The following is a 12,331-nucleotide window of genomic DNA, read 5'->3' on the forward strand; positions in this document are numbered from 1 at the left end:
TGTTTTTTATCATACAACATTTTCGCGGATGGTGCCTAATCGGGTACTTGCGATGGCATGAACTTTCTGCCCAACAAAAACAGCTTGGTGATATTCACCAAGCCCATTATGTACGAACCAGTTTCATGGATACTTGTTTATTCAAATCAGCGTCCCACACCCGATGGATTTCGAATGTTCCATTCTAACCTTGTTTGATTGTCTTTTGCAAATAATCGACAATTCCCATCGAACATACTTGGAGATCGAGACGGATAATATCGTACACTTCGGACGTCGATGGAATATTTTTTGCTTGCAAAAAGGCGCTGACTTCTTGATATAACGCTTGAAACACCGCTTCCGCTTTTTCTTGCACCGATGCATCCGCCTGCTCAGCCATCACCTTTTCTCCTGCTTGGACAAACTTCGGAAGCCAAAAACGAAGCTGCTCAAACGCTACGCGAGGATTTTCAAGCATACCAAAATGACCAAAATAAATACGTTCAGGCTGAAGCTGTTCGAGACGCTCAGCCGATTGCAACATCGCCTCTGGTTGAAATTGGTTCGGAGAAGTGGACGGCAAGCAATATTCCAAGCCATTTTTTAGCAACTGCGGATAAAACACCCCGATCGTATCGCCAGTGAAAACGCCGCGGCTGCGCGAATCGTAAATCGAGAAATGATGGTTGGCATGGCCAGGCGTATCCAAAAACGTCAACACGCGCTCGCCGCTGAGTGTGAGGGTATCGCCATCTTCTTTTACGATAAGGCGATCCTCTGAAACCGGCAAAACGGGGGAAAACAATTCATCAAATTTCTCCCTATACACCGCTTGCGCCCCAGCAATTAATCGTGACGGGTCCGCCAAATGCCGCTTCCCTTTCGGATGGACGACGACGCGGGCGTTCGGACATTTTTCAAGCAGCACCCCAACACCGCCGGCGTGATCCAAATGAATATGTGTCACAATAATATAGCGGATATCCGCAGGATCAATATGAAGCGCTTCCAACCCTTCTAATAAATACGGAACGGAAGGACTTGGACCCGTTTCGATAATAGCAAGCTCTTCTTCGTGAAGCACATATGTACCGGTGCGCTGCGGTGTTTTTAAATCATACAAATCAATTAAGGAAATTCGGTTTCCTAAATCGACTGGCTGCTTCATCATTTCATCTCCTATCGATATATTTTATACAGAATATTCTAACAAACAAAATAAATAATCTCTACTAATATGCGTCCTTTTCTTCCACCTTCCTTCCGTTGAAACGGAGATCTTCTCAAAGCAAAGATAAGGCATAATTTTAATATATAGCGCTCCAAGCGATATTTCCGCTTGGAGCGCTATGCTTACTCTAAATTACTATGTCGCTGAAACGCCTGCTCATGTTCAATTTGCCGTATATTCGCATACTGTAAACAGATCGCATCAAAAATAATATGCGTACATTGATCAAACAAGGAACTTAACGGCTGTTTACTTTGCTTCTCATGGCCACGACGATATTTTGTTGCTGCAGGTACATGAACAGTGAGTAAAGCCGTTTCGGCCAAAGCAGACGACAGGTCAGTAGTGAACGCTATAATATCACACCCGAGTTGTTTCGCTTTTTCCGCAATCCACACCGTGTTTTTCGTAGTTCCTGAGCCAGATATAGCAATTAACGTGTCTTCCTTTTGAAGCGAAGGAGTAATGGTTTCTCCTACTACATAGACGGTCGCTCCAAGATGCATAAGTCGCATGGCAAACGCCTTCCCCATCAATCCCGAACGCCCCTCACCTGCGACAAAAATTCTATTTGCTTTCGCAAGATTAACAGCTACGCGATTTATATTCACATTGTCAAATTCCTCAAAAACTTGTTCCATTTCTGAGAAAATGACTTCAATTGGATTCATCATTTTCCCTCCCTATTTTTAATCAATTGTTTTAATTCCTTAGCCACACTTTCCGGATCTTTTGCCTGCGTGATTGCAGAACCAACAATAACAACGGAGGGATGAAGCGGTTTAATTCGTTCAATTGTAGCAACAGAAATTCCCCCAGCTACTGCTAGGGTGCTACCCTTAAAGCTTTTAAAGCGTGCAAAAGAATGTTTTTCTTTCCATAGGGAAAGCTCTTGTTCATCTTTACTGACATGAACACAGAAAATAGCATCTTTATATTTCAGTAGTTGTTGCATCGTCGACTCACTCGCATTTAATAAATCAATCATTACCTTTTTTCCATGGATTTTCGCCTCATTCAAACATGTTTCTACGGTAATCTGCGGTGCGACGCCCATTACCGTAATAATGTCCGCCCCTGCTCCAAAACATAGACTACATTCATATTTCGCGTTATCTATCGTTTTTACATCAGCAACAAGCGTTTTGTTAGGAAATGAACATTTCACCGTTTCGATACTTTTTATTCCAAACTCCTTAATAAGGGAGGTGCCTACTTCAATCCAATCAATATACTCCTCCACTTGTTTAGTAATTTGAATGGCATCATTTATGTTCATTCTGTCAAGAGCAAGCTGAATATACATCGTCCATTCTCCATTCATAGGTATTTCTACATTTTACACACCTATTATTTTCCTGTTTGAAGATTCACGGATAATTAATTTGCAAGAAAACGTATATAATTGCGCTTTCTCGCATTGGTTATTAATTTGTTTCCATAACAGTTCTGCAGCCTTTTTTCCCATTTCATACGCAGGCTGTGCAATGGTTGTAATGGTTGGTGTTGAGATGCTAGCAAATGGAATGTTGTCGAACACGATTACAGCCAAGTCTTGTGGAACACGAATGCGTTGCTGTTTAATAAACGCCATTGCCTCAAAAAAAGATAAATCATTTCCCGCTAATAGTGCTGTAGGTCTTTGTGGTAAAGCAAACATCTGCTCTAATCGCGAAGAAATACGGTGTATCTCATCAGAAGCCATATATTCTGATTTGATCTCAACATGGTGATCCATTAATGCCTGTTTATAGCCGTTAACTCGCTCAATGCGTGGATAGATTGTTAAAGGTGGCGTTACTATTCCTATACGCGTATGCCCCTGTTCAATAAGATGGGAAACTGCTTGATATGTTGCCTCTCTATTATTTACAACAATCGTATGGACATTTACCTCATCTATTTTCCGATCCACAAATACAACTGGGTAGTTTTCTCGCTCCATCTGTTTGTAAAGCTCGATATTGCCTCCGGTCGGAAAAATAACTAACCCGTCTACCTGCCGCGCGCGTAACATCTCAATATACTTTCTTTCTTTTACGGGATCATCATCTGCATTGCACACGATCGCATGCATGTCATGTTCATGACAATAATCTTCAATCGCTCTACTAACTTCCGTAGAAACTCGATGCATAATATTGGCGACGATAATCCCGATCATTGATGTCCGTTTTTGCTTTAAACTTCTTGCAATATAGTTTGGACGATATCCAAGTTTTTCAATGGCTGCTCTTATCTTTTCTCTTGTTTCGTCTCCCATATGCTCATATCGTTTATTTAAAAATTGGGATACCGTACTTTTTGAAACACCTGCTTCTTTCGCTACGTCAGCCAGCGTTACCCTTTTCATTTGCATCATCCTCTATATTAATTAACTGATTTTTTGGTGCTTCCATTTTAACAAGAATAACGTAGCTTATCCAAATATATAGAAGAAATAAATAATTATCCAAGTGTCCTATCTATCAGCCATTGCTTGGCGTTCCTTACCTTTTCAACAAAACGGTGCGCCGTTTCCTTTAGCCTGATTAACTCTCCATTTGTCATCTCTTTACTTGGATCTAACAATGAATTTCCCAATCCGACCGCAATGGCACCTGCTTTGATGTAATCTTCAACATTTTCTAAGTTGATTCCCCCTGTTGCCAATAAAGGAATATGAGGAAATGGTCCAGCTATTGCTTTTATATATGCCGGACTGAGAACATTAGCTGGAAAAACTTTTACTATATCTGCCCCAAACTCATAGGCTGTTAAAATTTCTGATGGTGTCATCGCCCCCGGCACGCATAGTACCCCATATCTTTTTACTGTACGAATTGTTTCTATATTGACTGTCGGCGAAACGACAAATTGCGCCCCAGCTAATATAGCTGTTCTAGCTGTTTCTGCATCCAGGACTGTTCCAGCTCCTATTGTCATATTACTCGCAAATTCAGTACACAATTTCTCTATTATTCTCAGTGCCATTGGTGTTTCCATCGTCACTTCCAATACTGTCACTCCTGCTTCCTTCAACGTTTGGGCAATAGGCACAACCGTTTGGATCCTTGCATGGCGAAGCACTGCTACAATTCCATTTCTTTCTAGATCAAGGTAAACCGACATACTCTCTCCCCTTAAGTATAAATTTACACGAGTGTTGATTATCCACTATATTAGTGTTTTTCTGCCGTGATACCCGAACGAGAACGTGATCAGATGAATAAATTTGTCCGAAAAACGTTCCTCGTTCGAGGAAAGCATTCATATCGCATGCCCAGTCGGCAAGCATCGGCCTGCCGACTACGGCAAAAAAATCGTGAATTGATCCATTATAGCTGATTTTTTATTGGTTACCGAACATACCTGATAAGTTTAAGCGTCAACAATGCAAACACAAATCATTTATAGTATAATAACTAATCGGTAATAGCCTATTTTTGTGCTTGATGAACTGCCCATTCATCAGGCACATTTTTTTGTCTATTGACCCCTTTTACTGCAATAAGTGTTAAAAATGATGCAAGGAGTAACGATCCAGCCATAAAAATATACGATGCTCCAAATCCTCCAGTTGCTCCATTTAAGTAACCGACAACATAAGATCCGGCAAATGAACCTAACGCACCCATACTGTTAATTAAGGCCATAGCACCACCAGCTACGTTACGAGGTAAAATTTCTGGAATGATCGCAAAAAATGGACCATACGGCGCATACATAGCGGTCCCTGCAATTACTAACAAGATGAAGGAAACCCAAAAATGACTAGTTCCAATAGCGTACGAAGCATAAAATGCAATAGCTCCAATTAATAAGGACGGCCATACAAACTCTGAACGATTTAATGTCTTATCAGAAAAATAGGAAGAACCAATCATAAAAATGATCGCAAAAATATATGGAACCGATGATAACCATCCTGTTTTAACAATATCCATATGAGGCGCCGCTTTAATGATGGATGGCAACCACATCACAAACCCGTATACTCCGATACTCCATAAAGCATATTGCAAGCTTAATAAAATAACCGTTTTCGATTGAAATGCTTCGCGATAGTTTTTAACAGGTTTTAGTTCTTGTTGCTCCTGTTCTAACTGTGTTTGCAGCTGTTGTTTTTCATCATTCGTTAACCATGTCGCCGTTTTCGGTTCATCATCTACTAATTTCCACCAAATAAATGCCCATATTACAGCAGGAAGACCTTCCACTACAAACATCCATCTCCATCCCACTGATTCGACCAAATATCCTGATACAATGGACATCCATAATACCGTTGCGGGGTTTCCAAGGATTAAAAACGTATTGGCTCGAGATCTCTCTTCTTTCGTAAACCAGTGACTTAAAAATACGAGCATAGAAGGCATGACAGCGCTTTCGACAACTCCCAATAAAAAACGTATAACCATCAACCAATGAATATTACTTACTAACCCAGTGGCGCTAGCAAGTCCTCCCCAGAAAATTAAAGACCAGAAAATCAATTTTTTCGCACTCTTATTTTCTGCATAATGAGCCCCCGGTATTTGAAAGAAGAAATATCCAAGGAAAAATAACGATCCCAGTAATGAGGAAGTTGCTGCGGAAATATTCAAATCTTCTGCCAGACCGCCTGCCGCACCAAATCCATAATTTGCTCGATCAAGATAAGCTAAACTATAAGTGATAAACACGATGGGAATAAGGCGATACCACCGTGATTTCGCCAATGTATGTTTCATATTAAGCCCTCCTTACGAATTTTTCTATAAATCGTTCCAGCTCTTGTCGAGTTGGATACCCATCGCTATCTCCCGCTGACTGAACTGCTAAAGCGCCTATTGCATTCCCGCGCAATACTGCATCGCGTATAGACAACCCTTCAAGCAATCCGCTGATGACACCTACAGCAAAACCATCGCCTGCTCCAACTGTGTCGATTACTTTAGAAACCAGAAAGCTGGTTACATATCCCTCCTCACTGCTACATTTGTAGAAAGCTCCTTTGCTCCCAAGCTTTACAACAACTAGTTCTACTCCTCTGTCTAAATAAAAATCAGCAATATCATCCGGTTGGGTAAATCCTGTTAGCAATTCCCCTTCATGTATGCCTGGTAAGAAGTAATCGCTTTCAAATGCAACTTCATTAATGACGCTAATCATTTCCTCTTTTGATTTCCATAAAGAAGGTCTCAAATTAGGATCAAATGATACTGTTTTTCCTTCTTTCTTCATAAATGATTGTGCATGCTTAGCGAACTCTCTCATAGAACGGGAAATAGCCAGTGGGATTCCTGTCATGTGTAAATGTCTTGCCGTCCGAAAATATTCTGCATCGAAATCTGCGGTGTTTAAATAACTGGCTGCGGAACCTTTTCGAAAATATTGCACTTCAGGATCTCCTTCAAAGACCTTGGACTTTAGTTGAAAACCAGTTGGATGGTCTGCATCGATCGTCACTTGATCAATATTTACCTTTTCACTTTGCAATTGTTCAATAATATAAGCACCAAATGCATCGTCCCCCACTTTGCTTACCCATCCGCTTTTCAAACCTAATCTTGCAAAACCGATCGCGGTATTCACCTCTGCCCCCGCTAACGACTTATGAAAACAGCTTACTTGATGCAAAGGGCCTATTTCGTCAGCAATAAACATCACCATTGCTTCTCCAAATGTAACAACATCCATTGATGTACTCCTTTCTTCTCTACGATGCTTGAAGTATACGAATATAACGTTGGATAAGCTGAACATTTTCGATCGGAAACTCTAATGCAACCGGCAAGTCTTGCGGAAGCGCTGCCAAAATCCTCTTCCATTCAGCAGATTTTTCCATCGGTAACGGTAGTGTTTCCCATGACTCTCCATGTCTTTCTACATGCTTAAGATGGATATAACGAATAAATGGATAGAGTTGACGCAACGCTTCAACTACATTTTCCCCGCAATACTTCCAGTTTCCGATGTCAAACGTCATATGAATGGACAATTTGTTTTTGTGGACATTTTGAAAAAAACAGGACAAAGGATGAATGGTTCCTCCGTAAAGAGTTTGGTCATTTTCTACAAGCAACTTAATATTAGTTTCACTTTCTTTTAACAGCTGTTCCATATCACGAATATTTGAATAACTCGGCACATAATGGCCTAATGGTACTTTTATGAGAGACGCTCCTAGCTCTTTTGCTTCCTGAATCACAGAGTTAAGTTCTTCACTATTCAACACTCCATCTGCTTTCCATAATGGATTAGGGGCAGAGTAAACAAGAAATAGACAAGAATCCATAATGATTGTTTTCAGTTGTGTCAGTGGATAATCGTGTTTTGTCAATAGTTCCCTACGAATCTCTATACCGTTAGCGCCTGCCCGTGAAATCATAGGAACAAAAAAACCCTGTCCCTTTTCCAGTACCTCTTTGCTATTAAAAGCATTTAATGGGATGACTATTTTCCTCACTTATAACTCACCTCCTTTATATAAGTTTTTGTAAATCGTTTTAGTAAATCGTTTTACAAAAGAATTATATCATCTCTATAAGTATTTTATCAACAATAATTTTAAATATTTTTACTATTCTAAAATATAAGGGCAACCAAAAAAGCAGGCGTTATGCCTGCTTTTTTAAAAATAACACATATTAAATCACTCCCACGACACACGGTATCCTGCACTTTGTTACCTAAAAAACACCGTGGTATATACTTACGACGCCAGGTCATTCGATAACGATACCCTCCGATGATTGCGAACCGCCAACCATATCGAAACTGCCCAACCGAGCACAATAGCGCCGTACACGGCTGGATACCAGTTGTCAGGAGCTCCCCACGCATGAAGCAAGGTGCGAACATTAGTAAAAATGATTAATCCCCCGACTAATACCCCAAGCAAATGGGATGGCAGCTTGCGAACGAGCCACGCCGCGATTGGTGCAGCGATGATTCCCCCTAACATCAGCGTTCCTACCCAAAACCAATTGACTTGTTCCCAGCCTAACGAAATGACAAATCCGATAGTAGCGGATAAAGCAATGGCAAATTCAGACGTATCAACCGTTCCTATCACTTTTCTTGCCTCCATTCCTTTATTCGCAAGAAGAACCGGTGTAGCGATCGGGCCCCATCCTCCTCCGCCGGTCGCATCGAGAAAGCCGGCCACTAAACCAAGAGGAACAAGTTGCTTGTTCGAAAATTTTCGCGGCGGTTGCTGATCTTGCCTGGCAGAAAGAAATAAAAACCGATATATGATATAAAACCCAAGCGCCAACAAAAATAGTGAAACATATGGTTTAATGAAATCCCCTGGAAGATTGCTTAAAAAGCAGGCGCCGACAAACGCGCCAAGCGAGCCGGGAATAATTAATTTGATCACCATGTCGCGGTCGACATTTCCAAATTTAATATGAGATGCGCCCGAAGCTGCGGTTGTGACTACTTCCGCTAAATGCACCGAGGCGGAAGCGACCGCCGGGGCAATCCCGAACGCAAGCAACAGCGTTGTTGACGTAACCCCATACGCCATTCCGAGCGAACCGTCGATAAGCTGAGCGATAAATCCAACAATCACAAACACGATTAACTTTTTCATTTCATTCCCTCCATCTGAAATGATCGAATATTTTTATTAATTAATACATTAATACCAAGTATTCATAGTTGTCAACTATGAATTTTAAAAAACAAAACGGGATTCAGACTCATCATCTGAACCCCGTTTTGTCTAGGTGTGAACAATAGAACTTTATCATGTGATTCATTTTCCCCTTCACTTCGTTTCAAGGAGGGAGGTGAATTGGGAAAAATGTTAAAATTTCGCTTGATACTGTTCAATTTCCCAAGCGTGCACAGCGGTGCGGTAGCTGTCCCACTCCGCTTTTTTCATGGCGACGTATTCCTCAAACACATGCTCCCCGAGCGTTTCGCGGCCGATCGTGCCGTTTGCGAACTCTTCCACTGCCGCTCCTAAGCTCGATGGCAGATTTTCGATGCCAAGCAGAGAGCGGCGCTCTTCTGTCATATGGAAAATATCTTCATCAATCGGCGCCGGAGCTTGTAAGCCTTTTTCCACTCCGTCCAAACCAGCGGCAGCAATGATGGCAAACGCAAGGTAAGGGTTGGCTGACGGGTCTGGACAGCGGAGCTCGACGCGGGTCGCCATACCGCGTTTGGCTGGGATGCGGATTAACGCCGAACGGTTCGACGCCGACCACGCGATATAGCAAGGCGCCTCATATCCCGGGACAAGCCGTTTGTACGAGTTTACTAGCGGGTTCGTAATGGCGGCAAAGCTTTTAACATGCGCGAGCAAACCTGCGATAAACTGATAGGCCGTTTCCGATAATTGGTTTTCATCATTTGGATCAAAAAACGCATTTTCACCGTCTTTAAATAGCGACATGTTCACATGCATGCCGGAACCATTGATGCCGAACACCGGCTTTGGCATAAACGTGGCGTGCAGTCCATATTTATTGGCGATCGTTTTTACAACCCACTTATATGTAGTTGCATTGTCTGCCGCCCCTAACGCATCGGCGTATTTGAAGTTGATTTCATGCTGCCCTTCTGCAACTTCGTGATGAGATGCTTCAATCGTAAAGCCCATCGCCTTTAGCGCGCGGTAAATTTCTAAACGAACGCGCTCGCCAAGATCTTTTGGAGACGGTTCGAAATATCCGCCGCTATCATGGAGTTCTGTCGTCGGGTTTCCATTTTCGTCCGCTTTGAATAAAAAGAATTCCAATTCTGGACCGACAGAAATCGTATACCCTTTTTCTGCAGCACAGTCCACGGTTTTCTTTAAGACGTTGCGCGGATCCCCTTCAAACAGCGTTCCATCAGGATTGAGAACAGAACAAAGGAAACGGGCTTCGGAATATCCTTCCTCTACCGTCCAAGGCAATACGGCAAACGTGTTTAAGTCAGGAAGAAGATAGAGATCGGATTTGTTGATAGGGGAAAATCCTTTAATCGAGGAGCCGTCAAACATGATTTTTCCTTCCACAACATCATCAAGCTGCTCTACCGTCACCGTAACGTGTTTTAAAATTCCTTCGATGTCGACAAATTGCAGATGCAAAAGCTCGACATGTTTTTGCTTGATTATTTCTTTGATTTGTTCAAGCACTGCTTCCCGATCGCTTGTAGGAGAAACCATCACCTTTGACATGTTACATTACCTCACATTCTGACGTTTATTTTTATAACATGTCTTTATTATAGGAAAGGAGCACGTATTTGGCAATACTTTTTTTATTTATTTTTCTGTATTTTTATTACGCTAACTAGAAAACGCTTTCAAAAAAACCACAAAAATCGAGTTATAAATAGTGATATATCTGTATATTTATGCTTTTCCATTAATAAAAAAGACAGCTGCCTATAATGGTGAATTCATCAACACCCTTTTAGGCAGCCGCTATGATAAACATATGTAGCCATTACCAAGAGAATTTATTATAATCACCGTCTCAGCAATCATTGGTTTGATAGAATGCTCGATAATTGAGAAAACAAACGACAATCGCCGAAATGGCCGCAACGACAAGAAGGGTAAATACGATAAAAATTTGGTATTTGACCGCAGCAATCGGATCTGCTCCCGCCAAGATCATTCCCGTCATCGTTCCAGGTATTTGTACAAGCCCCATTGTTTTTAACGTATCAATCGTAGGGATCATCGCGATTTTGACGGCGTACTGTTTTATATTGTCACGTTGCTCTTGTTTCATCGTTTCTAATACGACGCTTGAGGCAACCATCGCTGTTCCTGAAAACATTCCTGCAACAGGAATAATGTATCGCGCTTGAAACGGAATAATGCGGCAAATTAGCCATAACATAATTGGAATCCCAACAGAAACAATCATGCTGAAAAAAACAAGAAAAAACGTACGTTTTGTATCGTTACCCCGCTCCGAAACATTGAACGAGGCAACAGCAACCATCAATAGCACATAACCAATAATGACATACCATTTTTCTAAAGAAAAAAGATAAGAAATACAATATCCTAATATTAATAATTGAACAAATCCGCGCAATGAAGACCAAATAATGTCTTTTTCCAATTTTAATGAATGGCGGTATGATATAAATACCGGCACAAGGATAAACAGCCATATGACAAAAAGCGATGCATTGTTGATTTCATTCACCAAAAACACCGTCCTTCTCGCATGCTGCTAATGAAGATGACGGTGCCGCCATGACCCCGACGGAATGAGCGGAAGGTGCGCCGCTTTGCTTTTTGGGTATACATATACATACCCTTCGAGCGGCTGTTCCAGATCTTTCACCCAAACCCGCTCGTATTCGTTATGTCGGCCCCCTTCTTCATATCCTTCGAGCTCATCCATCGCTTGCAGCCCTTCTTCCGTTACGGTAAACCATTCGCCGATTACTTCGCCTTCTTCTTCGACAACGAGCGCGGGGTATGCCCCGACGTCATATAAGCGTCCTTTCACTTTTCCCGGCTGAATATCGCGGATATAAGGAGCGGCGACATAATGGTTCGCTTCCCCCACTAACAACGTTCCATACACAAACACACGGTATAGCAGCGGCCTCATTTCTTTCCTCCCTTTGTTTACATAATAAAAGTTATGACAACTAAAAACGGGATATATCTATATATCTATCATACAAAAAAACAAAAACAATGGAAGCCCTGCCTCTCATCCATCCTTGCAGCTCCGAAGCTGCGCCAGTGTGAATTTGTTTTCGAAATGAGCCGCCTGCGGTAAAAAAGGTGATACCACCAGAAGCGATATCACCTTGTTCCCTCCTTACGCTTTACGTACGTTTGCCGCTTGCGGACCGCGGTTTCCTTCGATAACGTCAAACGTAACAAATTGCCCTTCTTCTAACGTTTTAAACCCTTCGCCCTCAATAGCGGTAAAATGAACGAAAACATCGCCTCCGCCGTCTTTTTCGATAAATCCATACCCTTTTTCGGCATTAAACCATTTTACTTTTCCTGTGTTCATTGTGATTCCTCCAAAAATAAATATTGACCATCGCTACCGCAATAAAGAAAAAAGCCGTGCGCTTACGCAAGCAAGGGAACATATAAGCAGGCCCCCTATTCGCAAGGCACGACTTATGATGATCCTTTATACGACGAACGAAATGGTGCTTTGTTAA

At 41.8% G+C, this 12,331-nt stretch carries 13 protein-coding genes; all 13 read right to left on the reverse strand.

The features are described from left to right. Window positions 1–184 precede the first annotated feature (184 nt). Window positions 185–1,150, reverse strand: coding sequence for an MBL fold metallo-hydrolase (locus tag AC1WMD_RS06750; RefSeq protein ID WP_494256684.1), 966 nt, complete (start codon window positions 1,148–1,150; stop codon window positions 185–187). Window positions 1,151–1,335: 185 nt separating this feature from the next. Then, window positions 1,336–1,884 carry a 6-phospho-3-hexuloisomerase gene (gene hxlB / locus AC1WMD_RS06755; protein ID WP_494256686.1) on the reverse strand — a complete coding sequence of 183 codons (549 nt, stop codon included), beginning with the start codon at window positions 1,882–1,884 and terminating at the stop codon, window positions 1,336–1,338. Then, window positions 1,884–2,519: a 3-hexulose-6-phosphate synthase gene (gene hxlA / locus AC1WMD_RS06760; RefSeq protein WP_494256426.1), complete on the reverse strand. Its 636-nt coding sequence runs from the start codon at window positions 2,517–2,519 to the stop codon at window positions 1,884–1,886. Before hxlA ends, hxlB begins: the two co-directional genes overlap by 1 nt. A gap of 33 nt (window positions 2,520–2,552) precedes the next feature. Next, complete coding sequence (locus tag AC1WMD_RS06765) at window positions 2,553–3,566, reverse strand: LacI family DNA-binding transcriptional regulator (RefSeq protein WP_494256427.1); 1,014 nt, start codon at window positions 3,564–3,566, stop codon at window positions 2,553–2,555. Window positions 3,567–3,661: 95 nt separating this feature from the next. Then, window positions 3,662–4,324: a bifunctional 4-hydroxy-2-oxoglutarate aldolase/2-dehydro-3-deoxy-phosphogluconate aldolase gene (locus AC1WMD_RS06770; RefSeq protein ID WP_494256428.1), complete on the reverse strand. Its 663-nt coding sequence runs from the start codon at window positions 4,322–4,324 to the stop codon at window positions 3,662–3,664. Between the two features lie 308 nt (window positions 4,325–4,632). Then, the gene (locus AC1WMD_RS06775; protein WP_494256430.1) at window positions 4,633–5,925 is read right to left on the reverse strand and encodes an MFS transporter; all 1,293 of its coding nucleotides are present in this window, start codon (window positions 5,923–5,925) and stop codon (window positions 4,633–4,635) included. A 1-nt stretch (window position 5,926) separates the two neighbouring features. Beyond that, the gene (locus AC1WMD_RS06780; RefSeq protein ID WP_494256432.1) at window positions 5,927–6,874 is read right to left on the reverse strand and encodes a sugar kinase; all 948 of its coding nucleotides are present in this window, start codon (window positions 6,872–6,874) and stop codon (window positions 5,927–5,929) included. A gap of 19 nt (window positions 6,875–6,893) precedes the next feature. Next, the gene (locus AC1WMD_RS06785; protein WP_494256433.1) at window positions 6,894–7,643 is read right to left on the reverse strand and encodes a sugar phosphate isomerase/epimerase family protein; all 750 of its coding nucleotides are present in this window, start codon (window positions 7,641–7,643) and stop codon (window positions 6,894–6,896) included. Window positions 7,644–7,889: 246 nt separating this feature from the next. Beyond that, window positions 7,890–8,774, reverse strand: coding sequence for a sulfite exporter TauE/SafE family protein (locus tag AC1WMD_RS06790; protein WP_494256435.1), 885 nt, complete (start codon window positions 8,772–8,774; stop codon window positions 7,890–7,892). A 216-nt stretch (window positions 8,775–8,990) separates the two neighbouring features. Further along, window positions 8,991–10,355, reverse strand: coding sequence for a glutamine synthetase family protein (locus AC1WMD_RS06795; protein ID WP_494256436.1), 1,365 nt, complete (start codon window positions 10,353–10,355; stop codon window positions 8,991–8,993). A 301-nt stretch (window positions 10,356–10,656) separates the two neighbouring features. Continuing rightward, a complete protein-coding gene (locus AC1WMD_RS06800) occupies window positions 10,657–11,343 on the reverse strand; it encodes an ABC transporter permease (protein ID WP_494256437.1) in 687 nt (228 codons plus the stop codon). 27 nt (window positions 11,344–11,370) lie between these two features. After that, a complete protein-coding gene (locus AC1WMD_RS06805) occupies window positions 11,371–11,757 on the reverse strand; it encodes a gamma-glutamylcyclotransferase family protein (protein ID WP_043904892.1) in 387 nt (128 codons plus the stop codon). Between the two features lie 216 nt (window positions 11,758–11,973). Beyond that, window positions 11,974–12,174 (reverse strand): cold-shock protein, encoded by a 201-nt coding sequence (locus tag AC1WMD_RS06810; protein WP_043904893.1) that lies wholly within the window; start codon window positions 12,172–12,174, stop codon window positions 11,974–11,976. Between the last annotated feature and the right edge of the window lie 157 nt (window positions 12,175–12,331).

The sequence above is a fragment of the Parageobacillus sp. NEAU-HV-2 genome (genome assembly GCF_059115485.1).

Excerpts from the sequence above, each read along its gene's own strand:
- AC1WMD_RS06805 (WP_043904892.1), bottom strand. The coding sequence starts at position 11,757 with ATGAGGCCGCTGCTATACCGTGTGTTTGTGTATGGAACGTTGTTAGTG.
- AC1WMD_RS06770 (WP_494256428.1), bottom strand. The coding sequence starts at position 4,324 with ATGTCGGTTTACCTTGATCTAGAAAGAAATGGAATTGTAGCAGTGCTT.
- AC1WMD_RS06765 (WP_494256427.1), bottom strand. The coding sequence starts at position 3,566 with ATGAAAAGGGTAACGCTGGCTGACGTAGCGAAAGAAGCAGGTGTTTCA.
- AC1WMD_RS06750 (WP_494256684.1), bottom strand. The coding sequence starts at position 1,150 with ATGAAGCAGCCAGTCGATTTAGGAAACCGAATTTCCTTAATTGATTTG.
- AC1WMD_RS06775 (WP_494256430.1), bottom strand. The coding sequence starts at position 5,925 with ATGAAACATACATTGGCGAAATCACGGTGGTATCGCCTTATTCCCATC.
- AC1WMD_RS06790 (WP_494256435.1), bottom strand. The coding sequence starts at position 8,774 with ATGAAAAAGTTAATCGTGTTTGTGATTGTTGGATTTATCGCTCAGCTT.
- AC1WMD_RS06780 (WP_494256432.1), bottom strand. The coding sequence starts at position 6,874 with ATGGATGTTGTTACATTTGGAGAAGCAATGGTGATGTTTATTGCTGAC.
- AC1WMD_RS06795 (WP_494256436.1), bottom strand. The coding sequence starts at position 10,355 with ATGTCAAAGGTGATGGTTTCTCCTACAAGCGATCGGGAAGCAGTGCTT.
- hxlA (WP_494256426.1), bottom strand. The coding sequence starts at position 2,519 with ATGTATATTCAGCTTGCTCTTGACAGAATGAACATAAATGATGCCATT.
- hxlB (WP_494256686.1), bottom strand. The coding sequence starts at position 1,884 with ATGAATCCAATTGAAGTCATTTTCTCAGAAATGGAACAAGTTTTTGAG.
- AC1WMD_RS06810 (WP_043904893.1), bottom strand. The coding sequence starts at position 12,174 with ATGAACACAGGAAAAGTAAAATGGTTTAATGCCGAAAAAGGGTATGGA.